This window comes from Polaromonas sp. YR568, from assembly GCF_900116715.1.
GTDB lineage: Bacteria > Pseudomonadota > Gammaproteobacteria > Burkholderiales > Burkholderiaceae_C > Polaromonas.
The window spans coordinates 32,482-58,997 of sequence record NZ_FPBM01000006.1; the positions used below are offsets into that span (position 1 = coordinate 32,482).

Annotated in this window: 28 protein-coding genes; 15 read left to right on the forward strand and 13 right to left on the reverse strand. The window is 62.8% G+C overall.

All coding sequences use genetic code 11. The annotated features are described in order from the left end of the window. Positions 1 to 2: 2 nt before the first annotated feature. Together puuE and BM408_RS13775 are read right to left on the reverse strand one after the other, a co-directional pair. Positions 3 to 938 carry an allantoinase PuuE gene (puuE, locus tag BM408_RS13770; protein WP_092130446.1) on the reverse strand — a complete coding sequence of 312 codons (936 nt, stop codon included), beginning with the start codon at positions 936 to 938 and terminating at the stop codon, positions 3 to 5. Further along, entirely contained in the window at positions 935 to 1,600 is a 666-nt protein-coding gene (locus BM408_RS13775) for a GntR family transcriptional regulator (protein ID WP_092130681.1), read from the reverse strand. The genes puuE and BM408_RS13775 overlap by 4 nt, the downstream gene beginning before the upstream one ends. Positions 1,601 to 1,704: 104 nt before the next feature. On the opposite strand from BM408_RS13775, the gene uraH reads away from it, so the two are divergent. Then, a complete protein-coding gene (gene uraH, locus BM408_RS13780; protein WP_092130447.1) occupies positions 1,705 to 2,058 on the forward strand; it encodes a hydroxyisourate hydrolase in 354 nt (117 codons plus the stop codon). Between the two features lie 80 nt (positions 2,059 to 2,138). Further along, the gene (locus BM408_RS13785; RefSeq protein WP_092130448.1) at positions 2,139 to 3,152 is read left to right on the forward strand and encodes a tripartite tricarboxylate transporter substrate binding protein; all 1,014 of its coding nucleotides are present in this window, start codon (positions 2,139 to 2,141) and stop codon (positions 3,150 to 3,152) included. Between the two features lie 212 nt (positions 3,153 to 3,364). Here the strand turns inward: BM408_RS13785 and BM408_RS13790 are convergent, their stop codons facing one another. Next, the gene (locus BM408_RS13790; protein WP_175541794.1) at positions 3,365 to 3,889 is read right to left on the reverse strand and encodes a hypothetical protein; all 525 of its coding nucleotides are present in this window, start codon (positions 3,887 to 3,889) and stop codon (positions 3,365 to 3,367) included. Between the two features lie 167 nt (positions 3,890 to 4,056). Between BM408_RS13790 and xdhC the strand changes: the two genes are divergently transcribed. Further along, positions 4,057 to 4,911: a xanthine dehydrogenase accessory protein XdhC gene (gene xdhC / locus BM408_RS13795; protein WP_092130683.1), complete on the forward strand. Its 855-nt coding sequence runs from the start codon at positions 4,057 to 4,059 to the stop codon at positions 4,909 to 4,911. 155 nt (positions 4,912 to 5,066) lie between these two features. Further along, positions 5,067 to 6,323, forward strand: coding sequence for a urate hydroxylase PuuD (locus BM408_RS13800; RefSeq protein WP_092130449.1), 1,257 nt, complete (start codon positions 5,067 to 5,069; stop codon positions 6,321 to 6,323). 18 nt (positions 6,324 to 6,341) lie between these two features. Here the strand turns inward: BM408_RS13800 and BM408_RS13805 are convergent, their stop codons facing one another. Beyond that, the gene (locus tag BM408_RS13805) at positions 6,342 to 7,277 is read right to left on the reverse strand and encodes a LysR family transcriptional regulator (RefSeq protein ID WP_092130450.1); all 936 of its coding nucleotides are present in this window, start codon (positions 7,275 to 7,277) and stop codon (positions 6,342 to 6,344) included. A 114-nt stretch (positions 7,278 to 7,391) separates the two neighbouring features. Here BM408_RS13805 and BM408_RS13810 point away from each other — a divergent pair, with 114 nt between their 5' ends. Together BM408_RS13810 and BM408_RS13815 are read left to right on the forward strand one after the other, a co-directional pair. Beyond that, the gene (locus tag BM408_RS13810) at positions 7,392 to 8,486 is read left to right on the forward strand and encodes a tartrate dehydrogenase (RefSeq protein ID WP_092130451.1); all 1,095 of its coding nucleotides are present in this window, start codon (positions 7,392 to 7,394) and stop codon (positions 8,484 to 8,486) included. Positions 8,487 to 8,516: 30 nt separating this feature from the next. After that, positions 8,517 to 9,521 carry a Bug family tripartite tricarboxylate transporter substrate binding protein gene (locus BM408_RS13815; RefSeq protein ID WP_092130452.1) on the forward strand — a complete coding sequence of 335 codons (1,005 nt, stop codon included), beginning with the start codon at positions 8,517 to 8,519 and terminating at the stop codon, positions 9,519 to 9,521. Between the two features lie 20 nt (positions 9,522 to 9,541). On the opposite strand, the gene BM408_RS13820 is transcribed toward BM408_RS13815, so the two are convergent. Further along, on the reverse strand, positions 9,542 to 9,874 hold the full coding sequence (locus BM408_RS13820; protein ID WP_092130453.1) for a DMT family transporter: 333 nt from the start codon (positions 9,872 to 9,874) through the stop codon (positions 9,542 to 9,544). 128 nt (positions 9,875 to 10,002) lie between these two features. Between BM408_RS13820 and BM408_RS13825 the strand changes: the two genes are divergently transcribed. Next, positions 10,003 to 11,367 (forward strand): glycerate kinase type-2 family protein, encoded by a 1,365-nt coding sequence (locus tag BM408_RS13825; RefSeq protein ID WP_175541795.1) that lies wholly within the window; start codon positions 10,003 to 10,005, stop codon positions 11,365 to 11,367. Between the two features lie 48 nt (positions 11,368 to 11,415). After that, positions 11,416 to 12,384 carry a hypothetical protein gene (locus BM408_RS22940; protein WP_092130454.1) on the forward strand — a complete coding sequence of 323 codons (969 nt, stop codon included), beginning with the start codon at positions 11,416 to 11,418 and terminating at the stop codon, positions 12,382 to 12,384. Between the two features lie 93 nt (positions 12,385 to 12,477). Here the strand turns inward: BM408_RS22940 and rtcR are convergent, their stop codons facing one another. Next, positions 12,478 to 14,082, reverse strand: coding sequence for an RNA repair transcriptional activator RtcR (rtcR, locus tag BM408_RS13835; RefSeq protein ID WP_092130455.1), 1,605 nt, complete (start codon positions 14,080 to 14,082; stop codon positions 12,478 to 12,480). Positions 14,083 to 14,456: 374 nt separating this feature from the next. On the opposite strand from rtcR, the gene BM408_RS22945 reads away from it, so the two are divergent. From BM408_RS22945 to rtcA, 5 genes are all read left to right on the forward strand, one after another. Then, positions 14,457 to 15,266 (forward strand): hypothetical protein, encoded by an 810-nt coding sequence (locus tag BM408_RS22945; RefSeq protein WP_092130456.1) that lies wholly within the window; start codon positions 14,457 to 14,459, stop codon positions 15,264 to 15,266. Positions 15,267 to 15,379: 113 nt separating this feature from the next. After that, positions 15,380 to 16,069 carry a hypothetical protein gene (locus tag BM408_RS13845; RefSeq protein WP_254774813.1) on the forward strand — a complete coding sequence of 230 codons (690 nt, stop codon included), beginning with the start codon at positions 15,380 to 15,382 and terminating at the stop codon, positions 16,067 to 16,069. A gap of 68 nt (positions 16,070 to 16,137) precedes the next feature. Continuing rightward, complete coding sequence (locus BM408_RS13850; protein ID WP_092130458.1) at positions 16,138 to 17,370, forward strand: RtcB family protein; 1,233 nt, start codon at positions 16,138 to 16,140, stop codon at positions 17,368 to 17,370. Between the two features lie 2 nt (positions 17,371 to 17,372). Then, on the forward strand, positions 17,373 to 17,864 hold the full coding sequence (locus tag BM408_RS13855) for a hypothetical protein (RefSeq protein ID WP_139237349.1): 492 nt from the start codon (positions 17,373 to 17,375) through the stop codon (positions 17,862 to 17,864). A 24-nt stretch (positions 17,865 to 17,888) separates the two neighbouring features. Further along, positions 17,889 to 18,947 carry an RNA 3'-terminal phosphate cyclase gene (gene rtcA, locus BM408_RS13860; protein ID WP_092130460.1) on the forward strand — a complete coding sequence of 353 codons (1,059 nt, stop codon included), beginning with the start codon at positions 17,889 to 17,891 and terminating at the stop codon, positions 18,945 to 18,947. A 32-nt stretch (positions 18,948 to 18,979) separates the two neighbouring features. On the opposite strand, the gene BM408_RS13865 is transcribed toward rtcA, so the two are convergent. From BM408_RS13865 to BM408_RS13885, 5 genes are read right to left on the reverse strand one after another with little or no spacing between them, the layout of a single operon-like run. Then, positions 18,980 to 19,606, reverse strand: coding sequence for a hypothetical protein (locus BM408_RS13865; protein WP_092130461.1), 627 nt, complete (start codon positions 19,604 to 19,606; stop codon positions 18,980 to 18,982). Continuing rightward, positions 19,603 to 20,232, reverse strand: a complete 630-nt coding sequence (locus tag BM408_RS13870) for an SCO family protein (protein ID WP_092130462.1) — start codon at positions 20,230 to 20,232, stop codon at positions 19,603 to 19,605. Before BM408_RS13870 ends, BM408_RS13865 begins: the two co-directional genes overlap by 4 nt. Before the next feature lie 17 nt (positions 20,233 to 20,249). Further along, positions 20,250 to 20,867 (reverse strand): c-type cytochrome, encoded by a 618-nt coding sequence (locus BM408_RS13875; protein ID WP_092130463.1) that lies wholly within the window; start codon positions 20,865 to 20,867, stop codon positions 20,250 to 20,252. Between the two features lie 17 nt (positions 20,868 to 20,884). Continuing rightward, the gene (locus BM408_RS13880) at positions 20,885 to 21,487 is read right to left on the reverse strand and encodes a cbb3-type cytochrome c oxidase subunit II (protein ID WP_092130464.1); all 603 of its coding nucleotides are present in this window, start codon (positions 21,485 to 21,487) and stop codon (positions 20,885 to 20,887) included. Continuing rightward, on the reverse strand, positions 21,477 to 23,141 hold the full coding sequence (locus tag BM408_RS13885; protein WP_092130465.1) for a cbb3-type cytochrome c oxidase subunit I: 1,665 nt from the start codon (positions 23,139 to 23,141) through the stop codon (positions 21,477 to 21,479). Before BM408_RS13885 ends, BM408_RS13880 begins: the two co-directional genes overlap by 11 nt. 342 nt (positions 23,142 to 23,483) lie before the next feature. Between BM408_RS13885 and BM408_RS13890 the strand changes: the two genes are divergently transcribed. After that, positions 23,484 to 24,746, forward strand: coding sequence for an Nramp family divalent metal transporter (locus BM408_RS13890; protein WP_092130466.1), 1,263 nt, complete (start codon positions 23,484 to 23,486; stop codon positions 24,744 to 24,746). 24 nt (positions 24,747 to 24,770) lie between these two features. Here the strand turns inward: BM408_RS13890 and soxR are convergent, their stop codons facing one another. Then, positions 24,771 to 25,247 carry a redox-sensitive transcriptional activator SoxR gene (gene soxR, locus BM408_RS13895; protein ID WP_092130467.1) on the reverse strand — a complete coding sequence of 159 codons (477 nt, stop codon included), beginning with the start codon at positions 25,245 to 25,247 and terminating at the stop codon, positions 24,771 to 24,773. Between the two features lie 127 nt (positions 25,248 to 25,374). Here soxR and BM408_RS13900 point away from each other — a divergent pair, with 127 nt between their 5' ends. Beyond that, complete coding sequence (locus BM408_RS13900) at positions 25,375 to 25,713, forward strand: antibiotic biosynthesis monooxygenase (protein WP_092130468.1); 339 nt, start codon at positions 25,375 to 25,377, stop codon at positions 25,711 to 25,713. A 16-nt stretch (positions 25,714 to 25,729) separates the two neighbouring features. On the opposite strand, the gene BM408_RS13905 is transcribed toward BM408_RS13900, so the two are convergent. Next, positions 25,730 to 26,497 carry an aldolase/citrate lyase family protein gene (locus BM408_RS13905; RefSeq protein WP_092130469.1) on the reverse strand — a complete coding sequence of 256 codons (768 nt, stop codon included), beginning with the start codon at positions 26,495 to 26,497 and terminating at the stop codon, positions 25,730 to 25,732. Positions 26,498 to 26,516: the final 19 nt, after the last annotated feature.

Consider the following 26,516-nt stretch of genomic DNA (forward strand, 5'->3'; position numbering starts at 1 on the left):
GGTCAGCTTTCTTGCCGGAGCATGTAAGGGTGGGTGGCCTGCCAGTGGCGCGCGATGTCGATGCGGCGGCAGACCCAGACGCGCTCGTGCTTTTGCACGTGGTCCAGGAAGCGCTGCAGCGCCACGATGCGCCCAGGGCGGCCCAGCAGGCGGCAGTGCATGCCGATGCTCAGCATCTTGGGCGAAGCATCGCCTTCGGCGTACAGCGCGTCAAAACTGTCGCGCAGGTAGATAAAGAAGTCTTCAGCCTGCGCAAAGCCTTGCGGCAAGGCAAAGCGCATGTCGTTGGTGTCCAGCGTGTAGGGCACTACCAGGCGCGGCACGACCTGGCCGTCGGTGCGTTTGACTTCAGTCCAGAAGGGCAGGTCGTCGCCGTAGTAGTCGCTGTCGTATTCGAGCCGGCCGTCGTCGGCCACCAGCCGGCGCGTGTTGGGGCTGTCGCGGCCGGTGTACCAGCCCAGCGGGCGTGTGCCGGTGAGCTTTTCAATTGCATCCAGGCCCAGACGCATGTGCTCGCGCTCGGTGGCTTCGTCGATTTGCTGGTAGTTGATCCAGCGCCAGCCGTGGCAGGCGATTTCGTGGCCGAGTTCGGTGAAGGCCTTGGCGACATCGGGGTGGCGCTGCAGCGCCATGCCTACGCCAAAGACGGTCAGCGGCAGTTTGCGCTTTTCAAACTCGCGCAGGATGCGCCACACGCCCACGCGCGAGCCGTATTCGTAAATGCCTTCCATGCTCAGGTGCCGGTCGGCAAAGCTGGGCGGGTTGGCCATTTCAGACAGGAATTGCTCGGAGCCGGCGTCGCCGTGCAGCACCGAGTTTTCGCCGCCTTCTTCGTAGTTGAGGACGAACTGCACCGCAATGCGGGCGCGGCCGGGCCAGTTGGCCTGGGGCGGGTTGCGGCCGTAGCCGACCAAGTCTCTGGGGTAGTTGGTGTTCATGACAAGGCCATCGAAATATCGTTGGTCGGCACCTTGCGGTCGAAGGCAAGGCTTTCCTCGACGTGCAGCAGGTGTTCGTTCATCAGGCGCACGGCCAGGGCTTCGTCCCTGGCGGCCAGCGCCTTGACGATGTCGGCATGCTCGTCGTTGGAGTGTTCGGCGGCGCTGGCCGTCTGGTACATCAGCGTGATGACGGCGCAGCGCGAAATCAGCTCGCCCAGCATCTGCGCCAGCACCTCGTTGCCCATCAATTCGGCCATGCGCACGTGGAAGTCGCCCAGCAGCTCGGTGCGGCCGGACACATCGCCCAGGTCGACGGCGGACTTTTCACGCGCGACGTGCTCTTTCAGCGCCTTGATCTTGGCGGGGGTGACTTCGCGCACAAAGGCGCGCGTCATTTCGGCTTCCAGCATGCGGCGCACGGCAAACACCTGCCGCGCTTCCATCACCGAGGGTGCGGCCACAAAAGCGCCGCGGGCCGGCTCCAGGCGGATCAGCCGGTTTTGCGACAGCTGGAACAGCGCCTGCCGCACCAGCGTGCGTGAAACGCCGAAGTGGTCGGCCAGTTTTTGCTCGGCCAGCTTGGTGCCAGGATGCAGCCTGTGCTCCACAATGGCCTTGGTCAGGGCTTCGACGATGGTGTGGGTGGTGGACGATTCCATCAGCAAATAATAGCCGGAATGAACGAAACTGTATACACTTTTGGTGGACAGATATTTATCCGGATATTTTTTGACTCCTTTTTCAACCCTTTTCAAGGACTGCCATGGGCTTGAGCACACATGTACTGGACACCATGCACGGCACGCCGGCCGGCGGCATGAAGGTGTCGCTCTACACCACGCGGGCGGGCGAGGCTTCGCTGGTGAAATCCTTCACCCTGAATGGCGACGGCCGAAACCCCGACGGGCCGCTGTACGACAACGTCACCCTGAAAGCGGGTACTTACCGCCTGGTGTTTGACGTCGCGGGCTACTTCAAGGCGCGCGGCGTGGCGCTGCCCGAGCCGGCCTTCCTCGACCAGGTCAGCCTGGACTTCGGCGTGGCCGACGTCACCGCGCATTACCATGTGCCCCTGCTGGTGAGCCCCTGGAGCTATTCGACCTACCGCGGTAGTTGAGCCCCGCTGGGGCCCATGTCATCGGGGCGTCATCTGGGCTGGGGAAAATCAGTCCTTTTTACTACTGAGTCCCTTTTCTCATGAACGTCAAGCCGATGGGCGCGCTGAGCCGCCGCCAAGCCCTGCTGATCTCCGCAGGCACCGCCGCCAGCCTGTTCGCCTCTGCCGCGCTCGCGCAAGGCCCCTCAACAACCGCTTCCTACCCCGACCGCCCCGTCAAAATCGTGGTGCCGTTTGCGCCCGGCGCCGGCACCGACGCCATGGGGCGGCTGATCGCACAAAAACTTGGTGAAGTTTTGGGCGGCACGTTTGTGGTCGACAACCGCGCAGGCGCTTCGGGCGCCATCGGTACGCAGTTTGTGGCCCAGGCGCCGGCTGACGGCTACACGCTGCTGCTGGTGGCATCGCCCTTCACCACGGTGGCGGCTTCGCTGCCCAGCGCCAACTACGATCCGCTGCGCCAGTTCGCGCCGGTCGGTATGGTCGCCAGCGGCCCGCTGGTCTGGGCGGCCAATACCAAGCTGCCTGTGGGCAACATGAAAGAGCTGATCGCGCTGGCCAAGCAGAAACCCGGCGCGCTCAATTACGGCTCGGCCGGCTCGGGTGGCGTCAACCACCTGGTGCTGGAATCATTGAAGGCGCGTACCGGCACCTACATCACGCACATCCCTTACCGCGGTGTGGCCCCCGCCACCATGGACATGATTGGCGGCCAGATCCAGCTCGTCACCGGCACCATCCCCGCGCTGCTGCCCTTTATCAAGAACGGCAGCGTCAAAGCCCTGGCGGTGACCAGCGCCAAACGTTCCAGTGCCTTGCCTGACGTGCCCAGCATGAGCGAGTCCGGCCTGGTCGGCTTTGACGTGCTGAATTACTTTGCGATCTCCGCACCCGCCGGCACCCCGCCCGCCATCGTCAACACCCTGAACGCCGCCATCAACAAGATCGTGACCATGCCCGACGTGCTGGCGCGCTTCAAGGTTGACGCTGTGGACCCGGCGCCTGGTACGCCCGCGCAGCTAGGCCAGTTCATTGAAGCTGATTACCGCGCGTGGGTGAACGTCGTCAAGACGCAGAACCTCAAGATCGATTGATGAATAAGGCCCCCACGGTCGCTCACTTCGTGTAGCTCCCGAGGCCTTGCAGGCCGCGGCTCGCGAGACGCTTCGCCTCTGTCGCCCGTCCAAGCCTGCGCAGGCAGGCTTGGAGCCGCGGGCTCCAGCCCCTCGGGGGCCGCCCGCCCTGCGGCCCGGCAAAGCCGGTTCCGCGGCTCATGCTGGCCTGGCCGGCTCGCTTCGCATTGCCTCTAATCTTGTCCCTCGGTGAGGGTATCGAGCTGGAACTTCCCGCTCTTGTGCCAAAGCCAGGTGTCGGTATAGACCACCTTGCCCATGCGCGTGGGCGCCGGGAAGGGTGATGCCTCCCGGATGGTGCGTTCAATCTCCGCGACCACCTCGGGTGCATGGCGCGGCGCACGCATCCAGTCCAGGCGGGTGACGCGGCCGACCCGGTCGATCTCCACATTCATCACACCCACGGCATACAGCAGCGGCGGCATGCGGCCTTTGTAGATGCGGTCGGAATTGAGGCCGTAGATATGCGTGGCGCCGTCTTCCCGGTAGGCGCGCGGTGTGGTGGCGCCTGAGCTTCTGGCCGAACCTTGCGTGCCCACGATCGGCCCGATCACCGGAGAAGGGTCGGGCGCCTTGGGCGTGGGTGCCGGTTCGGGTGCGCTCTTGCAGGCACTCACCACGGCGGCCACGGCAGCCGAAAGCAGGGCCGCCAGCCAGAAGCGGCGCGGTGTGGAGTCGGAGGTGTCTTCTTGTCTCATGAGGTCTGCCTTTGCCGGCTTTTGTAAAGCCCGGCTCATTGGATTCTTGATATACCTGCCATCATGCCTGAGCACTGCCGGGCGCCAGGGTGGTGCTAAGGTTGCTCAAGTGGCGTTCAAGCCATTTTGCCGAATATTTCAACCCGCCAGCCGCCAACTCGTCACCAATGGTTTCCAGTGTCTTTAGCCTGCAACTAGATGATTTCCTCGCCCGCCTAGCTTCGGCGCCGGCCGTGCTGGTCGAGGTGGCAGACGCGCAGGGCTCGGTGCCACGCGAGGCAGGCACCTGGATGGCCGTCTTTGCCGATGCGCTGGTGGGCACCATTGGCGGCGGCCACCTCGAATACGACGCCATCGCCAGGGCACGTGGGTTGCTTGCGGATAAACAGCAGGATGGACACGAAGCCACAACGCTGCGCGTGGCGCTTGGCCCTTCATTGGGCCAGTGTTGCGGTGGTGTCGTCCAGCTGCGCTTTGAATGCGTTGGCGCTGACGATGCGGCGATGCTCATTTCGCGGCTGGGACAGGCCGCGCTGACGCCGGTGGCCCTGTTTGGCGGCGGCCACGTCGGCCACGCTTTGGTGCGGGTGCTGGCGCCCTTGCCGTTTTCTCTCACCTGGATAGACAGCCGCGACGGCGTGTTCCCGGCCACTTTGCCGCCGCGCGTTGAGGCCGAACATTCCGATCCGGTGCAAGCGGCCGTGCCGGGCCTGGCGCCGCAATCCCGTGTGCTCATCATGAGCTTCAGCCACGCCGAAGACCTCGACATCGTGGCCGCCTGCCTGCAACGCCAGCGCGAGAAATCCGATCTGCCCTACATCGGCCTGATCGGCAGCAAAACCAAATGGGCGGCCTTTCGCCACCGGCTGGAGGCCAGGGGTTTTACGCAGGCAGAACTGGCGCACGTCACCAGCCCCATCGGCGTGCCCGGCATTGCCGGCAAGGAACCTGAAGTGATTGCCGTCGCGGTTGCGGCCCAGTTGCTGCAGACCGCCGACTCGACCCGGGAGGACGTCACCTAGGCTTTGCGCTAATCGTTAAAGCCGCTAAACTCGCATCACCAGGTCGCAGCGGAGCCGGGAAGGCAGGTGGCAAGCCCACAGCTTTCTTTAGTTCGTGACCCGTTTTCTGCTTACAGCGCCCGCAGTGGTGAGCAGCCTTGCACAAGTTGAGCGCTATGGAAAACTACCTACTCGACTGGGCCAATCTGCTGCTGCGCTGGGTCCATGTCATCACCGCCATCGCCTGGGTTGGCTCCTCGTTTTATTTTGTCTTTCTCGACAGCAGCCTGACGCCGCCCGAGGATGAAGACCTCAAAAAGCAGGGCGTGAGCGGCGAGCTCTGGGCGGTGCACGGCGGCGGTTTTTACCACCCCGTCAAATTCGCCGTCAAGCCGCCGCAGCTGCCGGCCCACCTTCACTGGTTCTACTGGGAAAGCTATAGCACCTGGCTGTCGGGCTTTGCGCTTTTCACCATCTCTTATCTGTGGAACGCCGGCACCTACCTCGTCGATAAGTCGCTGATGAACTGGTCGCCCGGCGCGGCCGGCGCTGTGGCGCTGTCCTTCTTCGTCGTGTTCTGGATGCTGTACGACGGCATCTGCCAGCTCTTTGGGCGCAAGAAAAACGGCGACGCCATCGTCGGTGCACTCGTAGCGGTGCTGGTGTGCGTAGCCTCCTGGCTGGCCTGCCACTGGTTTGCCGGGCGTGCGGCCTTTTTGCTGGTGGGCGCGATGATGGCCACCGCCATGAGCGCCAATGTGTTCTTCTGGATCATCCCCGGCCAGCGCAAGGTGGTCGCCGCCATCAAGGCCGGCGAGCCGGTCGATGCGGTGCACGGCCAGCGCGGCAAGCAGCGCAGCGTGCACAACACTTACTTCACGCTGCCGGTGCTGTTTGCCATGCTCAGCAACCACTACAGCTTTACCTGGAGTCATCCGCAAAACTGGCTGGTGCTGATTCTGATGATGCTGGCCGGCGCGGCCATACGCCAGTTCTTTGTGCTGCGCCACGGCTACAAGCTGGGCCGCAACCGGCATCCGCTGGCGTATGCGCTGGTAGGGGTCACGGTGATCCTGGGTGTGATCGTGTGGATGAAGCCGCCGCTTCAGGCTATTACGGCCGCCAAAGCCGAAATACCGGTTGCTATTAATTCAGGAGCTGCTAACGCCATTTCTTCGGGCGCTGCAAGCCAAAATGGCTATCAAAGCGTGCAGGCCATCATGGCCCAGCGCTGCTACCTTTGCCACGGCGAGCAGGTGCAGATGAAGAACGTGCGGCTTGACTCACCCGCCGCGCTGAAGAGCCATGCGCAGCAGGTCTACCAGCAGGTGGTGGTCAGCAAACTCATGCCCATGAACAACGCCACCGGTATCACCGACGCGGAGCGTCTGGCCATCAAGGGCTGGTTTGAGACGGGCGCCAAAACCGACTGATGGCCGGTTCACCGGCATCTACCAGTCCACCACCAGGCCCGCCGCGCGGGTCGATGATTTCTCGAAGTGCGCGGCAAGAAAGTCCACAAAGGCCCGCACCCGCGCTGAGCCCTGGTGGCGCTGCGGATATACCGCGTGGATGTCCGCCGGCGGCGTGCGGTAGTTTTCCAGCACGGGCTTGAGCCTGCCGCTGCGCAGGTAGCGGGCAATATCCCATTCGGCGCGCATCACGATGCCGTGGCCGGCCAGCGCCCAGTTCACCGCGATCTCGCCGTCATTGGTGCTGAGGTTGCCGCGCACCTTGACGGTTTCTGTCTTCTTGCCCAACGTTAGCCGCCAGTTGCCGTAGGCTTCGCCGCCCTGGCGTATGCCGATGCAGTCGAGGCGGGTGAGGTCGTGCGGCACCTTGGGTGTGCCGTGTCTGGCCAGGTAAGACGGCGCCGCGCACAGCAGGCGCCGGTTGGGTGCGATATGCCGGGCCATCACGCGCGCGTCGGGCGGCTCGCCAAAGCGCACGCAGACATCGAAGGCATCTTCGCTGAGCGGGGGCGGGTCTACCGACAGTTGCAGTTGCACCTGCACTTCAGGGTGCTGCTTCACAAAACTAGAGATCAGCGGCGCGATGTGGCTGCGCCCGAACCCCAGCGTAGCGTTGACCCTGAGCAGGCCTTTGGGTGACGCCATCGCGCTGGAGACCAGTTGCTCCATGTCGTCGATCTCGGCCAGGATGCGGCGCGCATGCGCGAAATAGGTTTCGCCCTCGGGCGTCAGGCTCACGCGCCGGGTGGTGCGGCTCAAGAGCTGCACGCCCAGCCGGGCTTCCATTTGCGCCAGCCGTTTGCTGACGGCCGGGGTCGTTACGTCCAGCGCGCGCGCCGCTGCCGAGAAGCTGCCGCAGCGCGCCAGCACGGTGAAAAAGAGCATCTCGGAAGGGGCGGATGTAGGCGTGGACATTGTTAATTCAAAGTAAACAATGACATAACTTTACTGGCATCCGTTGAATCGGGCAATCCGTACAGTTCGCTTCCTGTCACCCCGTTTTTCACTTTCAGCATTCAAGGAAATTTCATGAAAACCTACAAAATCGCCTGCATCCCCGGCGACGGCATCGGCAAGGAAGTCGTACCCGCGGGCCAGCAGGTGCTTGAGGCCCTGGCGGCCGCACAGAACAAGTTCAGGTTTGAATTCACCACCTTCGGCTGGGGCGGCGACTGGTTCCGCGCGCACGGCGTGATGATGCCGGACAAGGGGCTGGATGCGCTGCGCGACAAGGACGCCATCCTGTTCGGCTCGGCCGGCGACCCGCACATCCCCGACCACATCACGCTGTGGGGGCTGCGCCTCAAAATTTGCCAGGGTTTTGACCAATACGCCAATGTGCGGCCCACACGCATCCTGCCCGGCATCGACGCGCCGCTCAAGCGCTGCACGCCCGAGCAGCTCAACTGGGTGATCGTGCGCGAGAACTCCGAGGGTGAATATGCCGGTGTGGGCGGCCGCGCCCACCAGGGCCACCCGATAGAGGTGGCTACCGATGTGTCGATGATGACCCGCGCCGGTGTCGAACGCATCATGCGTTTTGCCTTCAGGCTGGCGCAGTCCCGGCCGCGCAAGCTGCTGACGGTGGTCACCAAATCCAACGCCCAGCGCCACGCCATGGTGATGTGGGACGAGATTGCGCTGCAAGTCAGCAAGGAGTTCCCTGACGTGACCTGGGACAAGGAACTGGTCGACGCCTGCACGGCGCGCATGGTCAACCGCCCGGCGTCGCTGGACACCGTGGTCGCCACCAACCTGCACGCCGACATCCTGAGCGACCTGGCCGCCGCGCTGGCCGGCAGCCTGGGCATCGCACCCACCGGCAACATCGACCCCGAGCGCCGCTACCCCAGCATGTTTGAGCCTATCCACGGCTCGGCCTTCGACATCATGGGCAAGGGCCTGGCCAACCCGATAGGCACTTTCTGGAGCTGTGTGATGCTGCTCGAGCATCTCGGCGAGCACGCCGCCGCCGCGCAATTGATGCAGGCGATTGAAGAGGTGACGGCCGATGCCGCCCTGCACACCCGCGACCTGGGCGGCAGCGCCAGCATGGCACAGGTGACCGAGGCGGTTTGCAGCCGTTTTGCCGGCGCCGCCCGGTCAGTCGCAGCAGCGGCCTGATTCCCCAGAACCACAACAAGGAGACAAGACATGCAATCACAAGGACAACGGGGCAAAAATTTTTCAAAGCTGGTTCGTGCGGCGACTCTGGCAGCTGGGGCAGCGATGAGTCTGGCGGGCGGTGCGGTTTACGCTCAGGCCTGGCCGGCCCGGCCCATCAGCCTCATCGTGCCTTTTCCGGCAGGCGGCACGACAGACGTGCTGGCCCGCGCCGTCGGGCAGGAGCTGTCGAAAAGCCTGGGCCAGCCCGTGGTGGTTGAAAGCCGGCCCGGCGCCGGCGCCACACTGGGGGCGGATTTTGTGGCCAAGTCCAAGCCCGACGGCTACACCTTGCTGATGGGCGCCGTGCACCACACCATTGCCACCAGCGTGTACAAAAAGCTGCCCTACGACTTCCAGAAAGACTTCGCCCCGGTAAGCACCGTGGCGCTGGTGCCCAATGTGCTGGTCGTCAACCCGGCCCTGGCCGCGAAGGATGTGAAGCAGTTGCTGGCGCTCGCCAAGGCAGAGCCCGGCAAACTGACCTACGGCTCCAACGGCAACGGCACGGGCCAGCACCTGATAGGGGCGCAGTTTGAAGGCATGGGCGGCGTGCAGATGCTGCACGTGCCTTACAAGGGCAGCGGGCCGCTCACCACCGATCTGTTGGGCGGGCAGATCACCATGTCTTTTGACACCATCACGCCGGTGTTGCCGCACATCAAGGCCGGCAAGCTGCGGGCGCTGGCGGTGACCACCGGCAAACGCTCTGCGGCCTTGCCCGACGTGCCCACACTGGATGAAGCCGGCCTCAAGGGTTTCGACCTGGGCACCTGGTTTGGCATTCTGGCGCCGGCCGGCACGCCCAGAGACATCGTGACGCGCCTGAACACCGAGCTCGTCAAGATCATCCACTCGCCGGACTTCCGCAAGAAGATGGAGGACATAGGCGCAGAGCCCATCGGCAACACACCCGACCAGATGGCGCGGCAGATCAGGGACGACACGGAGCGTTTTGCCAAACTGGTGAAGGACGCCAAAGTCACGATTGACTGAGGCGCCCGGGACTCGGGCGACTACGCCATGGTCGAATTCGAGAACAGGTTGAGAATCACCACGCCCGCGATGATCAGCGCCATGCCGACCATGCCCCAGAGGTCGATCTTCTGGTTGTGCACAAAATAACTGGTGATGCTGATCAGCACGATGCCCAGGCCCGACCAGATCGCGTAGGTCACGCCGGTGGGGATGGACTTCATCGTCACCGTGAGGAAGTAGAGCGCGGTGCCGTAGCCGGCGATGGTGATCAGTGAAGGCACCAGCCGCGTGAAGCTGTCGCTGGACTTCAGGGCCGTGGTGGCGATGACTTCGGCAACGATGGCGATGCCCAGGGCGAGGTAGGAGTTCATGCGGCTTTCTGCGTGGGTGGTGATGGGCCATTCTAGGAAGGTGCTTCAGTGCAAAGGCCCTTAAAACCTGCCATTGCGTCGGGTTACTGCCCGGTTACCACGGCACAATCCGGTCTGGAGACATTTCAATGACCGCAGCCAAAACCCCCGCCATCAACACCACACCTGACCCGGCAAAGCAGCCGCGCGAATTCCTGGAGCACCTCTACCAGGCCGCCGTCAGGCGCGCGTTGCCGCTGGAGAACACCGCGCGCTACCTGCCCCAACCGCCCACGCCGGCCAGCGGCGGCCGCACCATCGTGATTGGCGCGGGCAAGGCCGGCGGCTCCATGGCGCAGGCAGTTGAGGCCTTGTGGCCGGCAGATGCGCCGCTCGAAGGCCTGGTCGTTACGCGCTACCACCACATACCGCCGCGGCCTGAGGGCCTCAAGCAGCGCATCGAAATTGTCGAAGCCTCGCACCCGGTACCCGATGCCGCCGGCCTAGAAGCCGCCCAGCGCATCCTGGCCATGGTGCAGGGCTTGACGGAAAACGACCTGGTGCTGTGCCTGATCTCGGGCGGCGGCTCCGCGCTGCTGACTTTGCCCGCTGAGGGTCTCACGCTGGAAGACAAGCAGCGCATCAACAAGGCGCTGCTCAACAGCGGCGCCAACATTTCCGAGATGAACTGCGTGCGCAAACACCTCTCGCGCATCAAGGGCGGGCGCCTGGCCGCGGCCTGCGCGCCGGCGCGCGTGGTGACGCTCACCATCAGCGACGTGCCGGGCGACGACCCGTCCATCATCGCCAGCGGCCCGACGGTGCCTGACGCGACGAGTTGCGCCGAGGCGGTGGCGATTTTGCAGCGCTATGGCATTGAAGTGCCCGGCGCCATCATGAGCCTGCTGGAACAAGGCGCGCTTGAGACGCCCAAGCCCGGTGACGCTGTCTTCAAGGGGCATGAAGTGCACATGATTGCCACGCCCCAGCAAAGCCTGGAGGCCGCCGCCGCCGTGGCGCGCGAAGCCGGCTTGCAGGCCTACATCCTCAGTGACGAGATGGAGGGCGAGTCGCGTGAAGTCGGCAAGGTGCATGCGGCACTGGCCCGCGCCGTGGCCTTGAAGGGCCAGCCCTTCAGCAAGCCCTGCGTGATTTTGAGCGGCGGTGAAACCACCGTGACCGTGCGCAAGCAACCCGAAGGTTCACCCCGCGAACAACGTGGAAGAGGCGGCCGCGCCGGAGAGTTCTGCATGGGCCTGGCGCTGGCCTTGCAAGGCCAGCCTGGCGTGTATGCGCTGGCGGCCGACACCGACGGCATTGACGGCGTGGAAGACAATGCCGGCGCTTTTGTGGCGCCCGACACACTCAAGCGTGCACTCGCCAAAGGCATGAAACTGGACCAGTACCTGGACCGCAACGACGCTTATGGCTACTTTGAGCCGCTGGGCGGCCTGGTGATCACCGGGCCCACGCATACAAATGTGAACGATTTCAGGGCATTGCTGGTGTTGTAGTCCGCGCCGGTGGCGTTAGAGTATGGGTTGGTCGTACGAGGAACCTGCATGTCCAACACAAAAAATACACTTGACCCCCGCGAAAAAGCCCTGATCGAGGGGGCGATTGAAAAGGTCAACCGGCAGCTCAAGATACTGCGGGCCTTCAAGATATCCGTGACGCAGACCGGTTGGGACTCGAGCGTGGAGTCCCTGCAAAAGAAAATCAATACCACCCTGGCCGACAGTTTCGGCACCGGCACACCCGACTACCGGCAATTCGCCGTCGCCCTGCAGGATTTCATGCTGGACAAAACCTTCGGCGACCGCTTCACGGACGACGAACGCCAGCAAAAAGTCAAACAAGGCATCGATCTGGCCACCATGCGCATGAATGCGGCAAAAAAGCTGCTGTCCGATCGCCTCGATGGCACAGCTCCCGTTGCACCCGTGGAAGCGCCGGTTGTGGAAGCGAAGCCTGCGTCACCGCCCCCACCACCACCACCACCTCCTCCTCCACCACCACCACCACCTCCGCCGCCTCCTCCTCCTCCTCCTCCAGCGGCACCGGCGCCGGCCTCTGCCCCCACGCCTTCACCTTCCACCACAAAGAGGACCCCCATGGCCAATACCGATCTCCCTTCTTCCTCTTCCGGCACTGGGCCGGTCGCCATTCTGGGCCTGGGCGGCGATGCCGTGGGCGATGCGTGTGAGTTTGTCGAGCAGCTCGGCCTGGAGGCCGCAATACTCGACACCGTGTCCATCGATCAGCTCGAAGGGCTGCGCAATGTGGGGTTTTTGCTGCTCTTGCCGGGCGACAAATCCGATGGACCTGCGGCCATGCTGGCCATCGGGTTCATGCTGGCAGCGCTCGGCCGCGGCCGCATCGCCTGCCTGATGTCCGAAGACGACGCGCTGCCGGAAGTCCTGAAGGGCGCCACGGCCATTACGATCGACGAGACGGGCCTGTGGCGCTTGCTGCTGGCGCGCGAGATGAAGCGGGCGGGCCTGGATGTCGATTTGAATCGTGCCGTGTGATGGTGATGCGCTATTGATTTTGTAGCCGCTTGCGCCCGTTCCACCTGGCTTTTCGGACTTTTTGACGTTTGGATGCCTTGGCCTGTCAGCTGATCAGCTCGTCAGCTTTTCCCAGCTCAAGTCAAACTTCAGCAAATACTTGCGCAACCTGTCCGCATCGTTCACTACGCTGCGCTGGGTGCGCGATACGTTGAACAGTTCGCGTCCGGCATCGCTCAGGGAATTGTGTTTGCGGCACACCGCCATGACGGCCAGCAATTGCAGGCGGTCGAAGCAGTCGAGCGTGGCTGCCGCCTCGCCCAGTAGTTCATCAAGCTGGGCTGCGGTGTCCCCGGTATCCCCTGTGCCTTCGGGTGTGGCTTGCCATTGCCAGCGCAGCCGCGCGATTTCGGCATCCACGAGGCCGGCGCCGATACGTCCGTTATCGGCAAGCGTGGCCAGCCGCGTCATCGACGCACTAAGGTCGCGGAAATTGCCGGCCCAGATAGCCTCGCCTGACTGTGCAAAACGCAAGTAAGCCGCCCTGGCTTCGGTGGTCATGCGGATCTTGCGGCCCAGGTCTTCCGACGCAAGCCCGAGCTGGTGCTCAATGTTCGGCTCGATGTCTTCACGCCTCTGGGCAAGCCCGGGCAGGGTGTAAGTCCACAGGTTGATACGCGCAAACAGATCTTCGCGAAAGCGCCCGCGCGCGACCTCCGAACGCAAGTCCTTGTTGGTGCCCGCAATCAGCTGGAAACTGCTGTCGACCTCTTTGTCGGCGCCTACGGGCAGGAAGCGCTTTTCTTCGACGGCCTTGAGCAGCATGGCCTGTTCGTCCAGGCCCAGCTCGCCGATCTCATCAAGAAACAGCACGCCCTTGTCGGCGGTGCGCAGCAAGCCGGGGCGGTCACTGGCTGCACCGGTGAATGAACCCTTCTTGTGGCCGAACAATGTGGAGCCCGCGCCATCGCCGTGCAGGGTTGCGCAGTTCACATCCACAAAGTTGCCGCTGACCTGGTGGCGCGATTTTTTGAGCTCGTAGATGCGCCGCGCCAGCATCGACTTGCCCGCGCCGGTCGGCCCGGTCAGCAGGATAGGTGCCTTGCTTTGCACTGCAATGCGCTCAATCTCCTCGATCAGCGTGTTGAAGCGCGGGTTGCGTGTGGCGATGCCACTTTTGAGGAAGGACACGGCATCTTGATGCGCCACTGTCAGCCGGGCATTGATGGCGTCGTAGCGCGAGAGGTCGAGGTCGATCAGCTCATAGCTGCCGGTCCCCTGGCCCTGCCGTCCTCTGGGCGGCGCCGTCTGCAGCAGCACGCCTGGAATAAAGCGTGCCTCAACCAGCAGGAAGAGGCAGATTTGCGCCACATGGGTGCCGGTGGTGATGTGGGCCCAGTATTCTTCGCGCTCGGTGTCGAAGGCATAGGCGCGCATCCAGTCATACAGTGCGCCATAGACCTCGCCGAAATCCCAGGGGTTGGCCAGGTTCATCTCGACCAGCCGGACCTCGGTGCCAGGCGAGAGCTGAATCACGTCGCCCCGCACCCGTTCGGCCAACGCCTTGTTGCGCACGTCATGCATCAGCTCCAGCCGGTCGACGACCAGGTCTTCATGCTGCGCGATCGACACCGTCGGCCGCCACTTCTCCCAACGCGAAGCATTCAGGCCTGAATCCAACTGGGTGCCCAGGAAACCCATCACTACTTTCTTCTTCATATTTCTAATGTACTAGCTTTAAAGCTAAATATCGAGAGATGTAAGAGTCATCAGTCGCGTGATTAGTTGGGTCCAATGAAGGAAATAATCAATGAAATCAAAGATCTTCAAAGATTTCCGAGTGAGTCACGTGACTTTGGCACGTTGCCTGCAATAAAGAAGGTGCCGGACGAGAAAGTTGTTCGCTCACAAGCAGGGATTTCCGGGAAACCGGGTCCCGCTGGTCAGGAAGCCCGGGGTTGTGTTGGGTCTCTTGTGTGCTGCGGCAATGGATGCGCTGGCGCCAAGGCATGTGGTCAAGGGGCGGCTCAGGTAGAGGAGCCGCCCCGTCAGGTTCGACTCCCGCCGCGTCCGTCAAATTCAAAGAATAAAAAATGAAAAACACGTTGAAACGAGAGTTGCCGCCCGCATTAAAGCGTGCAGTCGATCGCCTCTATGCCGTCTTCAGCAACTACCGGGCTCCGTCGCATTGTCTGAATGTGTGCTTGATGTGCTGCATGGACGAGGCCTTGGAAAAGGAAATGAGACAGTTGCCTTTGCGCCAGATCACTGCCAGACACTTTTATGAGTACAACTGCTCCGCAAAAGATGTCCCGCAGCCTCCCCGCGAAATCAAGTACCTGCTGCCGCGCATGCTGGAGCTCCTGGCCTTTGGCGCCGAGCTGCATCACTCCAGGGCAATCTATTTGAGCCGATTGGGGAACTGCGAAACCGGTGCGTTTTCATCGGAGGAACACGAGGCAATTGCGGCTTTCGCACTAGCCTATTTCTCCGATCGTTTGGGTCAGCACCCGTGGCAGTCAGGGGAGGCAGAGGGCTATGGCAGTGACGAAATCTTCGAATGCCTCCTGATGCTCGAGATCGGTGGCGTCGATTTGCAGCCTTTGCTGGACTATTGGTTGAAAGACGAATCGACGGCCGCGACTTTGCACTATGTGAGCGCCGGGTTCTACGATTTCTGGCAGCAAGAACAGCGTATCGACAATGCATTCGGCAAAGATCGCCTCCAGTTTCAGGAACTGATGAAAACCTGGCTGACCGACGATGGCCATCGCCGTACGTTCGCGCAAAGGATTCTGGACCTGGAGATGAATAACTTCGACCAGACGCCGACCTGCTACTACGGCAACCAGATCACCCCGCAATATATGGCGGAAACCGTATTTGATTTGATAACTTATTAGGGAGAGCTGCAGCAGTGTCAGCATGATGCCGTTGCACCCATCCATTAAAACCAGAGATCATGAAGAATCGAAAGTTGACTCCCAAAGAAAAGCGGCAGGCAAAGGAGCCTGCGATGCTGACCGCCCAGGCCATTGGCCTGGACCCCGCGCTGTACGCAGCGGCTTTGCGCTATCTTTTTGACCGCCCCGTGCCTTTAAAAGACGGGCAGGAGTGGTACTGGGATATCGATGAACCGGAGTTTGTAGCCACGCCACTGGAATGGACACGTATCCAGACTGTGCTGTTCGCCAATGCGGGAGCCGATCTGGCTCCGTATGACAACCAGCAGGTGGGTATGGGCCTCAACCACGTCATGAGCAATAACGCAGGCAACATTCCACACATGGCCGTTGACGCTTCGGTGCCGCTGGCTGATGCGATGCAGATGATGCAGGCATTTCCTTCCTTGTGGCGCGACTGCATAGGGCCGCGGCTTGACCAGGCCGGGGCAGCGGGAGATGCCAGCAGCGTTACCCGCCTGGACTTTGTGTGCCATATGTGGTTTGACGTGTGGCCTACTTTCTGGAACGCGCGGCATATTTCCGAGTGGCGTGATGCGCAATGGCTGGTGTTGTCTGAAATGCTGGACATGCCTTGTCGTGAAGTGCAGAGGTCTGCGTTGCACGGCATTGGCCATTCGGTGCGTTACCTGCAGCGCGACGAAGTGGTCAGGCAACGTATCGCGCGCTTTGTCGATACGGTGAAAGGTGATATCGAGCTGGTGAACTATGCCCTGGCCGCCGCGGACGGCATGGTGCAATAAATTCAAAGAACAAACAACAAGCCGGCGACGAGCCGGTAACAAACGAAGAAACAAGAAAGAAGAAAAAAATGAACTACCAACAACACGAAGTCACCGGCGGTGTACCGGTGAAGATGTGGACCAACGGCGTGCCGGTGGAGGCCCAGGCCCTGAAGCAGCTGGAAAACTCCGCACGCCTGCCCATCGTGTTCAAGCACGTAGCCGTGATGCCTGACGTGCACTACGGCCTGGGCGCGACCATCGGCAGCGTGATCCCGACCTTCAAGGCGATTATTCCGGCCGCCGTCGGTGTGGACATCGGCTGCGGCATGATGGCCTGCAAGACCACGCTATGCGCCGAAGACCTGCCCGACAACCTGGGCCCGCTACGCTCGGAAATCGAAAAGGCCGTGCCGTATGGCTCCGCACCCAAGACCTACCGCAGAAACGGCTCGGTACGCGAGGTGGGCGCCTGGACGAACCCGCCCAGTGCGGCTGATGCGGCCTGGGGGCAGCTTGTGGATGAATTCGAGGCAATCTGCCTGGACTATCCGCGCCTGAAGAACACCAACAACCACCGCCACATGGGAACCCTGGGCGGCGGTAACCACTTTGTCGAGGTGTGCCTCGACGAAAGTGGTGGGGTGTGGATCATGCTGCACAGCGGTTCGCGCGGGGTGGGTAACGCCATCGGTACGCACTTCATTGAACTCGCGAAGAAGGATGCCGAGCTGCACCAGCGCAACCTGCCGGACAAGGACCTGGCCTACCTTGAAGAAGGTTCGCAGTACTTTGGCGACTACGTGCGTGGCGTGGGCTGGGCGCAAAAGTTCGCTCGCCTGAACCGCGAAGTGATGATGCAGGCTGCCATCGGTGCGCTGCGCAAGGTGATCAGCAAGCCCTTCGAGACGCACCTGGAAGCGGTGAATTGCCACCACAACTATGTGCAGAAGGAAACGCACTTTGGGCAAGAAGTGTTTGTGACCCGCAAGGGCGCCGTGAGCGCCAAGGCGGGAGAGCTTGGGATCATTCCCGGCAGCATGGGCGCCAAGAGTTTCATCGTGCGCGGCAAGGGCAATCCTGACAGCTTTATGAGCTGCAGCCACGGTGCCGGCCGCACCATGAGCCGTACGCAGGCCAAGAAGCTGTTCACGGTGGACGACCAGATCAAGGCGACCGAAGGCGTGGAATGCCGCAAAGACGCCGAGGTGATCGACGAGATTCCGATGGCCTACAAGGACATCGATGCCGTGATGCTGGCGCAGAGCGACCTGGTGGAGGTGGTTTACACGCTCAAGCAGGTGGTATGTGTCAAAGGATGAAGATGAACCTTAAAGCCATTGAGTTGAATGGATATCTCAAGGGGTGGGCTGATGTGAACGAGAAGCCCGCGGACACGTCGTGCTTCTTCGAACTCATACCGCTGCCTGAATCGGATTTTCCGTGGCTGCATCATTGCGTGACCGGTCAGTTGGAGATTCCTAAAGGAATTTCACTCAAGGAGTCCGCTGAGCCAGAGCAATTGCTCGCTTCAGTGCTGGCGAAGTGGTGTTTCTTCGAAATACCTTTGGTGGAGCGCGACAAAGCAATGCTGCTGGTGCAGGAAGCGCAAGGGCGTGATTGGCGCGTCAAAAAAATAGTCGATGACTTTCGCCAGGCGTTTGGCTGGTTCCGTTTCATCGAGATCGAACAGACTGAATTTCCTCCGGATATCAAGACCGGACGCGCTCCTTTTGTAGCCCTTCACTGGCAGGAGTATGTGCTTGTGGCCGAAGATTTGACTCAGTGGTTTCTGCATTTCAGCGTGACAGATTGATAACTAAAAGAACAGAAGAACAAAATGATTGAACTCGATGGCTCGCAAGGCGAAGGTGGCGGGCAGATTCTGCGTACGGCACTGGCGCTCAGCCTGGTGACGGGCAAGCCGTTTCGCATGGACAACATCCGCGCCAAGCGGCCCAAGCCCGGCCTGATGCGCCAGCACCTGGCCTGCGTAAACGCGGCTGTGGCTGTGGGCGGTGGTGTGGCGCATACGTCCGCCGTCAATGCGGCCGGCCAGGCTGTGCAGATTGGCGAAACCACGCTGCTGTTTACGCCCGGCGAAGTGCGCTCGGGCGACTACGAATTTGCGGTCGGCTCGGCGGGCAGCTGCATGCTGGTGCTGCAAACCGTGCTGTGGCCGCTGCTGCAGGCCAAGGCCGCGTCCACACTGCTGCTCAGCGGCGGGACGCACAACCCTATGGCGCCTTCCATTTCCTTCCTGACGTTGCTGGCGCCGTATTTTTCCGGCAACGGTGAGTCGCTGTTTGACATTGAGCTTCGCCGTCACGGTTTCTACCCGGCGGGTGGCGGAGAGGCGCGTGTGCGCCTGCATCCGCCTGCACAGGGGCTCTCAGCCATCCACCTGATGGAGCGCGGTGCGCTGCTCGAAGCGTATGCCGAGTGCCTGCACGCCGGCCTGCCCAAAGGCGTGGCTGAGCGTGAACTCGCTGTTTTGGGCAAGGGGCTGGGCTGGCAGGACGACTGCCTGCGCAACCGCGGGCTGCGCAGCAATGAAGGCCCGGGCAATGCGCTGCTGGCCGTGCTGCGCTATGAACACATCACCGAGGTGTTTGCCGCCTATGGTGAAAAGAGCGTGAGCGCCGAGCAGGTGGCGCGCCGCGTGCTGCAGGAGGTGAAGGACTACCAGGCCCACCGGGCGCCGGTAGGCCCACACCTGGCGGACCAGCTGATGATCCCCATGGCCCTGGCTGGCTTGAAGGGAAGAGTGGGGCGTTACTGGGCGACGGAGCTCACCGAGCACACCCGCACAAACGCCCGGACGATTGAGGCTTTTCTGCCGGTGAAGTTTTCACTCGAGCCGCTCGAGGGTGGCGTTGTGGTTTCGCTGCAGGCCTGATCAGCGGCGCCGCCACTGCGGCATGCAGGGTGTCACCGTAGCCCGGGTTTGCCGGCCATATCGCCAGGCAGCATGGCGGCATCTCTTCGCATCAAGGCACGGACCAGCCAGGCAAACCACGCAGCGGCAATCGCCGCTGCGATCCACACCAGCATCTGGCCCAGCCGGGCCTGGTCATCCAGCAGGTAGGCATTGCACACACGCACCGGTGATGTTTCATACAGGTTGCCGGCGACGACCATCATCGGCAACACATTGCCCAGAAAGAAGCCTTGCACCAGCAGACCGGCCGCTTGCCATGAGAGGCGGATGGCGGCGCCGCAGGCCAGCAAGGCCAGGCATTTGAGGATTTCGATGCGCCAGTCCACCAGCGCCAGATCCAGCACGCGGGGAATCATCAGGATCGCGAGCATCACGGCGGTGGCGAACAGGCCGCTGATGCCGTGGGCGTTCCACGGGTTCAGGCGCGCCAGCCATCGGCCCGGCAGCGCCGTGGCGAGCAGGTAGCCGGCCAGCATCAGCAAGGGGTATTGGAGCAGCATGTGGCGCGTCATGCTCGCTTCCAGCCCATGCCGCACACCGGGCCAGGCCAGCAGGCACAGCAAGGCCGCGGCCATCGCGGCCAGCGCGCCGCGCGAAGGATGGGACGGCATCTTCATGGGGACGGTACCCTGACGCCCGCGAGGTGCTGCGCGTAGTCAAGCACGAGCTGCTGCTCTGCATAGTCAAAGATGCGCACCAGCCGGCCTTTCTGGTCAATGACCAGGAAGGCCGCGTTGTGTTCAAAGTCGCCGCGCCCGTCGGGCACCACCACGACCTGGAAATCCGTGAGCAGGCGCCGAGTGCCCTGTGGCTCCTGCATGCGCACAAAGCGCCACAGCGCAGGGTCGGCGCTCAGTTTCGACGCATAGGCCTGCAGCACGCCCGGCGTGTCATGGCTGTCATCGAAGCTGATCGACAAGAGCTTCACTTTGGTGCCGCGTTCCTTCAGCACCTGCTGCATTTGCTGGAAACTGCTGCCCATCGCCAGGCAGACGCTCTGGCAGCGTGTGTAGACAAAATCCACCACGGTGACGGATTGCCCGTCGGCCAGGTAGTGCGACAGCGTTTGCGGGGCGATGCCGGCGCCGTCCATGGCGACGACGGGGCTGGGCACGGGTTGCAGGGCGACTTCAAGCCGGCGTGCGCCCTCGGCCGTCCAGACCTGGAAGCCGTGCGTCAGCCATGCGGCGGTGGCATAGCCCCCCAGGGCCAGCATGAGGCTCAGCAGGGCGGTGCGAAACATCGGCAGGGTCGGTAGGCCTAGGAGGCCTTGGCCGTCAGCGCCTTGAGCTCGGCGCCGCCGTTAAACGGCGTGGTGCGTGTGCCGGCCTTGCGTTCGGCTTCAAACAGCTCGGGTTTGATAGGGTCCGCCTTGTTCGACCACTCAGCGCGGACATAACTCGCCACTGCGGCCAGCTCGGCGTCGCTGAGTTGCGCGAAGGCCGGCATGGCGCCCTTGAAGTTTGTGCCCATAACCGTGATCTCCCCGGTCACGCCGTGCAGCAGGATGTTGGCAACGATGCGCTCGTCACCGGCTACCCATTCAGAGCCGTCCAGCGGCGGAAACACCCCCGGCAGCCCTTTGCCGTTGGCCTGGTGGCAGGCCGCGCAATTGGCGGTGAACAGCTGCTTGCCGTTGGCGGATGCGCCCGGCGCTGGGGCTGCCGGGCCCGACAAGTCCGCAACGGTGCGCCTGTCGCCGAGGTCGGCGCGGCCGAAGGAGCCGGACAGCACGATATAGCCCGCGCCCCATAGCACCAGGGCCGCCGCCCCGGCCAGAAAGATCAGCGGAATGGGCTGACTTTTTTCGGAGGGTTCTGCTTGCTCCCGCTCCTGCGCCCGGCTCTCGGATGTCTTGTTGTCGTTGTCGTTCAACATGGGATCACCTCGTGTGCTCAGGGCTTGGGGGCGGGCGGCAGCACCGGGTAGGTGTGGTTCAGGCCTTGCAGGTACTTGACGAGGTCGAGCGCCTGCGGCGTGGGCACCACCACCTGGCCCACGTTGGGCCCGTAGGCGGGCGGCAGGGCCAGCGGCGTTTCGCCTTCGCTCTCGGCGTCTTTGGCGTCCTTGACGACGAAGAGGTAGGGGTAGGACGGCATGATGGAGCCGGGCACGTAGGCGCGCGGCTGGTACAGGTGGCCCAGGTGCCAGTCCTTGCTGGGCTGGCGCACCCCGATGTTGAAGAGGTCGGGCCCGGTGCGCATGCTGCCCAGCAGGTGCGGTTTGTCGTAGTAGTAATCGCCCGGCACCGAGGCCCGGCCCCAGCCGCGTTCAGCATCGGGGCCGAAGTTGCGGTCACGCGGCTGCTGGCTGTGGCAATAGACGCAGCCGTTGGCGATGTAGACCTCGCGCCCGCGCAACTGCGCGCTGGTGTAGGGCTTGAGCTGAGCGGGCGGCTTGATGTCGCGCACCTGCATATAGGGCATCACCACCAGGGCTGCCGTGGCAACGCCCAGCGCCACCATGGCGCCCGAGGCCAGCTTGACTTCATTTTCCATGTGAGGCCCCCAGTTCAGCGCTTCGTGTGTCGTTGGGCCAGAACAGGGCGGCGCCCGCCCGGCCAGGCCCGAAGCGCAGCGCCATGGCGAGGAAGTGGCCGACGAACACCAGATGGCTGAGCACCATCAGGCTGCCGCCTACGGATCGCCATTTGAGATAGGGCAGCGTCAACTCGACCGAGGCCATGAAGGGCTGCGCGGCGTCCAGCATGGCCAGCCCCTGCAGCCAGCCGCCTATGGTGAGGCCGACGAAATAAATCATCACGCCCACGGCCGCCAGCCAGAAATGCAGGGTGATCAGTTTCGGGTAGGGCCATTCCCAGTTCAGCACCCGGGGCATCATGAAGTAGATGGCGCCAAACAGCACCATGGTGACAAAGGCATAGGCGCCCAGGTGCGCGTGGGCCACCGTGAAATGGGTGAAGTGGGCGACCTGGTTGACGCTGCGCAGCGCCTCGAGCGAGCCCTGTATTGAAGAGGCCAGGTACATCAGCCCGCCGAACATCATGAAGCGCAGCGTCGGTGAATAACGCGCCAGGTGCATGCGCCCCCGCATGGTGGTGGCCATGTTGATGGTGAATGCAATCACGGGGATCACCATCATGATGCTCTGCACGATGGACAGCGTGATCAGCCAGCCCGGCACCGGGCCGCCTATCAGGTGGTGGCCGCCGACCTGCCCGTAGAAAAACGCCAGCGTCCAGAAGCCCAGCAGCGACAGGTTGTAGGAGCGTATGGGCCGGCCTATGACCTTGGGCAGGAAGTAATAAATGGCGCCCACGCTGACCGGCGTGAACCACAGGCCCAGCACATTGTGGCCGTACCACCAGTTGGTGGTGGCCTGCTGCACACCGGTGTGCACGCCGGGCATCTTGGCGACCAGGAAGAGCAGGGCGATCCACAGCAGCGCGGCCGTCATGTACCAGACGCTGACGTAGAGATGCGAGACCTTGCGGTTGACCAGCGTGTACAGCACCGGCAGGATCACCAGCGCAAAACCGGCAAACATGAAGATCGCGATCTGCCACGGAATCTCCAGGTACTCCATGCCGTCGTTCCAGCCGGTGGCGATGGCGCCAATGCCGCCGGCAATGCCCATGTTGATGAGCGCGCCGCCCAGCATGACCCAGATGGCGCCATACAGGCGAGTGCGCAAAAGGCGCGGCAGCAGCCACACCACCATGCCCAGCGCGGCATTGGTGATCCAGCCGTAGAGCACTCCAGTCAGGTGCACGGTGCGGATGCGGCCGAAAGTCAGCCAGGCATAGTCGGTGAGCCAGTCGGGTTCATGCAGCTTGATGGATGAAATCAATCCGGCAACTGAGCCCACGATCAGCCACATACACGCAAAGGTTATGAACATGAAGACTGGAAAGGCCGTGGAGCGGTCTGAGGTGATGCGGTCCAGCAGCTCGGCCGCGTCGGCCGCGTGGGTCTGGATGTCGCCTTCCTTGACCGCCTGTTGCATGGAGGCCTGCGCGGTGCCGTGCAAGGCCGGGTCGTCGACCTGGCCGACCTCGCCACGCGCGAAGATCACCGAGGCGGCCGCCGGGTTCTCCACCAGCAGCCCTTTGCGCAGCGACCAGATAAAAACGAACAGGCCGATGATGGACAGCAGGAAGGCCCCGAGCAGGCTGATGACGGCGCTGTCCATCATGCGGCTCCTTCAGGCCTTGCCGTGCGCGCTGCGGCATCGCCGCCGGTACGTGGTGCGACTGTCATGGGGCATTCCTCCGGTCATTGGCGTGAAGTCCCCGCTCGCGCGAAGCTTCCTCTGGCTCGTTCCGTAGCAGCCTGTGGGTGCAGGCCACGTCAAAGGCATCCTACGCGCTTGGCCTTTTTCAGGCCAGCCCGCCTGCCGGGAATGCCGGGCCGGCGATGAAGTTTGTCGCTTTTCCGCGCTGGCCGGCGCCGGAATGGACGCTTTCGCGAGGTCTTTGTACGACTTAAGTTTGGCCTCAGTTTTGCCGCACCTGGCCGTGTTAGCCTCGCGGCCATGTTGAACCGCATCCCCTCCTTCCTGCGCCATGTCGGCCCAGGCGTTGTCACCGGCGCTGCCGATGACGACCCATCGGGCATCGCCACCTACACGCAGGCGGGGGCGCAGTTCGGCACCGGCCTGCTCTGGACGGTGTTTTTGTCGCTGCCTTTCATGATCGCCATCCAACTGGTCAGCGCCCGCATTGGGCGCGTCACCGGCAAAGGTGTGGCGGCCAATCTGCGTGAGCACACGCCGCGCGCTTTTTTGATGGCCATGGTGTTTTTGCTGGTGATTGCCAACACCATCAACATCGCCGCAGACATTGCCGCCATGGGTGAGGCGCTGCAACTGGCGGTGGGTGGTGGCGAGCACTTCCATGCGGTGGCCTTCGGCGTCATTACCGTGCTGCTGCAGGTGTTTGTGCCTTACCGCAAGCTGGCGCCCATTTTGAAGTGGCTCACGCTCTTTCTTTTTGCCTATGTCATTGCCGTGTTTCTGGTGCAGGTGCAGTGGGCCCAGGTGCTGCATGATCTGGTGATCCCCAAGCTGCAATGGACCTCGGGCTACTGGATGATGATCGTTGCGCTGCTGGGCACCACGATTTCGCCTTACCTCTTCTTCTGGCAGGCCTCGCAGGAAGTCGAAGAGCTGCGCCTGAAGGGCGCCGGGCATGGGTCAGAGAAAGAAGTGCGGCACGACCTGCGCCGCGTCAGGCGCGACACTTTCATTGGCATGTTTTTCTCCAATGCCGTCGCCTTCTTCATCATGGTGCTGGCCGGCGCGGTGCTGTATGCGGCGGGCATCCATGATGTGACCTCGGCCGCGCAGGCGGCAGAAGCCCTGCGGCCGCTGGCTGGCGACTTTGCGTTTGCGCTGTTTGCCGGCGGCATCATCGCCACCGGTTTGCTGGCGGTGCCGGTGCTGGCTTCATCGGCCGCCTATGCGGTGGCCGAAGCCTTTGGCTGGCCCGAGGGCCTTGAGCGCCGCTGGTACGAGGCCAAGCGCTTCTACGCCATCATCGTCATCGCCACCGTGGTGGGCACCGGTATGGATTTCACTTCCATCGACCCGATGAAAGCGCTCTACTGGAGCGCCGTGATCAACGGTGTGGTGGCCGTGCCCATCATGGCGGGCCTGATGCTGCTGGCCGGCCGCAAGTCGGTCATGGGCAATTTCACCTCGGGCCTGAAGACCACCTGGTTTGGCTGGGGCGGTGTGGTGGTGATGGGTTTTGCGGTGCTGATGATGTTGCTGGATCTATTCCACCCGCTTGTTTAAGGGCGGTTTGATAAGGCGACCGATTCAGTCAGCCATGCCCTTGATCCACAGCCGCTGCGGCCCCGCGCCCTTGTCGCCCAGCTTGTCCAAGGGATTGCGCAGCCGGCATTTGTCAATCGACAGGCAGCCGCAGCCTATGCAGTCGTCCAGCGTGTCGCGCAGCTTTTTGAGCTGCGCCATGCGCTCGTCCAGGTCTTTGCGCCAGGCGGCTGACAGGCGCGCCCAGTCCTCGCGGCTGGGCGCGGCCCGGGCGGGCAGGGTGGCCAATGCGGCCTCAATGTCGGCCAGCGCAATACCTACACGCTGCGCCACGCGCACAAACGCGACGCGCCGCAGCATCTCGCGCGCATAGCGGCGCTGGTTGCCGTCGGTGCGGGTGCTGCTGATCAAGCCTTTGGTTTCGTAGAAGTGCAGCGTGGACACCGCCACGCCGCTGCGGCGCGCCATGTCGCCGACCGAGAGTGTGGGGAAGAGGCCGGCTTCTTCCAGCGGAGAGGTCATGAGGGGCTCCTTGCAAGCAATGCGCAAACAGTGCACAAATAGTGCTTGACCTCAACTTTACTTGAGGTTCTAAGCTCCTGTCTACGAGCTGAACCCGGCCCGTATCTTTTCAAGGAGATTTTTCAAAATGCCCCATGAAGCCCAGAACGACGCGTCCGCAGCCGTGTTTCGCGTCGACAAATTTGTCGTGCCGTCAGAGTCGCTGCCAGAGTTCATTGCGCAAATGCGCCGCGCCCACCAGACCCTGGCCACCTTGCCGGGCTGCCAGCAAAAGCATGTGCTCACCCAGACGGGTGGAGACGGCGAGTTCAACGTGGTGACGGTGGTCGAATGGGCCAACGCCCAGGCAGTGGCCTCCGCCCAGGCCGTGATGCAGCGCGTGTTTGAAGAAGAGGGGTTTGACCCGGCCACCTTCCGCAGAAAGCTGGGCGTGCGGGGCGACTCAGGGTTTTACAGCCGGGTTTGATACCCGGCGCGCCGGCTCAGACGCCGAAGCGCTGGCGCAGCTGTGAGGTTGAGCGGGCCAGCAGGCCCACATCCACGCCCACGGCGGTAAAGGTGGTGCCCAGTGACATGCAGCGCTGCGCAAAAGCCTCATCCCCCGTCAGGATGCCGGCGGGTTTGCCGCATTTCTTGAGGCGCTGTATGGCGTCCTCTATCTTCGCGACCACGGCCGGGTTGCCCGGCTCGCCCAAGTGGCCCATGCTGGCGGCCAGGTCGCCGGGGCCGATGAAGATGCCGTCCACGCCCTCCACCGCTGCAATCGCTTCCAGGTTGTCCAGCGCTTCCAGGGTTTCAATTTGCACCAACAGGCACAGTTCGTCCTGGCAGGTCTTGGCGTAGTTCGACACGCGGCCAAAGCGCGAAGCCCGCGTCAACGCGGAAACGCCGCGCACGCCGCCGGTGCTGGGGTAGTTGATGCTGCGCACCGCCTGCCGGGCTTCCTCGGCGTTTTGCACGTACGGAATCAGCAGCGTCTGCGCGCCGATGTCGAGGTAACGCTTGATCAGCACCGGGTCGTTCCAGGCGGGCCGCACGATGGCCGAGACCGGGTAGGGCGCGACAGCCTGCAACTGGGCCAGCACATTGGTTACGTCGCTGGGCGAGTGCTCGGTGTCCAGCAGCAGCCATTCATAGCCGGAGCCCGCCAGCAATTCGATGCCGTAGGGGCTGGACAGCGTGCACCACAGACCGATTTGCTGCTGCCCGGCGCGCAGCATTTTTCTGAAGTTGTTGACTGGCAATTCCATGGTTGGACCTTATAGCTTG

What these genes read in the sequence shown, in the direction of transcription:
- BM408_RS13825 (WP_175541795.1), top strand. Translation starts at nt 10,003, where the DNA reads ATGACCGCAGCCAAAACCCCCGCCATCAACACCACACCTGACCCGGCA.
- BM408_RS13875 (WP_092130463.1), bottom strand. Translation starts at nt 20,867, where the DNA reads ATGTTGAACGACAACGACAACAAGACATCCGAGAGCCGGGCGCAGGAG.
- BM408_RS13845 (WP_254774813.1), top strand. Translation starts at nt 15,380, where the DNA reads ATGCTGACCGCCCAGGCCATTGGCCTGGACCCCGCGCTGTACGCAGCG.
- BM408_RS13800 (WP_092130449.1), top strand. Translation starts at nt 5,067, where the DNA reads ATGGAAAACTACCTACTCGACTGGGCCAATCTGCTGCTGCGCTGGGTC.
- puuE (WP_092130446.1), bottom strand. Translation starts at nt 938, where the DNA reads ATGAACACCAACTACCCCAGAGACTTGGTCGGCTACGGCCGCAACCCG.
- BM408_RS13850 (WP_092130458.1), top strand. Translation starts at nt 16,138, where the DNA reads ATGAACTACCAACAACACGAAGTCACCGGCGGTGTACCGGTGAAGATG.
- BM408_RS13790 (WP_175541794.1), bottom strand. Translation starts at nt 3,889, where the DNA reads ATGAGACAAGAAGACACCTCCGACTCCACACCGCGCCGCTTCTGGCTG.
- uraH (WP_092130447.1), top strand. Translation starts at nt 1,705, where the DNA reads ATGGGCTTGAGCACACATGTACTGGACACCATGCACGGCACGCCGGCC.
- rtcR (WP_092130455.1), bottom strand. Translation starts at nt 14,082, where the DNA reads ATGAAGAAGAAAGTAGTGATGGGTTTCCTGGGCACCCAGTTGGATTCA.
- BM408_RS13775 (WP_092130681.1), bottom strand. Translation starts at nt 1,600, where the DNA reads ATGGAATCGTCCACCACCCACACCATCGTCGAAGCCCTGACCAAGGCC.
- BM408_RS13815 (WP_092130452.1), top strand. Translation starts at nt 8,517, where the DNA reads ATGCAATCACAAGGACAACGGGGCAAAAATTTTTCAAAGCTGGTTCGT.
- BM408_RS22945 (WP_092130456.1), top strand. Translation starts at nt 14,457, where the DNA reads ATGAAAAACACGTTGAAACGAGAGTTGCCGCCCGCATTAAAGCGTGCA.
- BM408_RS13905 (WP_092130469.1), bottom strand. Translation starts at nt 26,497, where the DNA reads ATGGAATTGCCAGTCAACAACTTCAGAAAAATGCTGCGCGCCGGGCAG.
- BM408_RS13855 (WP_139237349.1), top strand. Translation starts at nt 17,373, where the DNA reads ATGAACCTTAAAGCCATTGAGTTGAATGGATATCTCAAGGGGTGGGCT.
- BM408_RS22940 (WP_092130454.1), top strand. Translation starts at nt 11,416, where the DNA reads ATGTCCAACACAAAAAATACACTTGACCCCCGCGAAAAAGCCCTGATC.
- soxR (WP_092130467.1), bottom strand. Translation starts at nt 25,247, where the DNA reads ATGACCTCTCCGCTGGAAGAAGCCGGCCTCTTCCCCACACTCTCGGTC.
- xdhC (WP_092130683.1), top strand. Translation starts at nt 4,057, where the DNA reads ATGGTTTCCAGTGTCTTTAGCCTGCAACTAGATGATTTCCTCGCCCGC.
- BM408_RS13785 (WP_092130448.1), top strand. Translation starts at nt 2,139, where the DNA reads ATGAACGTCAAGCCGATGGGCGCGCTGAGCCGCCGCCAAGCCCTGCTG.
- BM408_RS13805 (WP_092130450.1), bottom strand. Translation starts at nt 7,277, where the DNA reads ATGTCCACGCCTACATCCGCCCCTTCCGAGATGCTCTTTTTCACCGTG.
- BM408_RS13900 (WP_092130468.1), top strand. Translation starts at nt 25,375, where the DNA reads ATGCCCCATGAAGCCCAGAACGACGCGTCCGCAGCCGTGTTTCGCGTC.
- rtcA (WP_092130460.1), top strand. Translation starts at nt 17,889, where the DNA reads ATGATTGAACTCGATGGCTCGCAAGGCGAAGGTGGCGGGCAGATTCTG.
- BM408_RS13865 (WP_092130461.1), bottom strand. Translation starts at nt 19,606, where the DNA reads ATGAAGATGCCGTCCCATCCTTCGCGCGGCGCGCTGGCCGCGATGGCC.
- BM408_RS13885 (WP_092130465.1), bottom strand. Translation starts at nt 23,141, where the DNA reads ATGGACAGCGCCGTCATCAGCCTGCTCGGGGCCTTCCTGCTGTCCATC.
- BM408_RS13890 (WP_092130466.1), top strand. Translation starts at nt 23,484, where the DNA reads ATGTTGAACCGCATCCCCTCCTTCCTGCGCCATGTCGGCCCAGGCGTT.
- BM408_RS13820 (WP_092130453.1), bottom strand. Translation starts at nt 9,874, where the DNA reads ATGAACTCCTACCTCGCCCTGGGCATCGCCATCGTTGCCGAAGTCATC.
- BM408_RS13880 (WP_092130464.1), bottom strand. Translation starts at nt 21,487, where the DNA reads ATGGAAAATGAAGTCAAGCTGGCCTCGGGCGCCATGGTGGCGCTGGGC.
- BM408_RS13870 (WP_092130462.1), bottom strand. Translation starts at nt 20,232, where the DNA reads ATGTTTCGCACCGCCCTGCTGAGCCTCATGCTGGCCCTGGGGGGCTAT.
- BM408_RS13810 (WP_092130451.1), top strand. Translation starts at nt 7,392, where the DNA reads ATGAAAACCTACAAAATCGCCTGCATCCCCGGCGACGGCATCGGCAAG.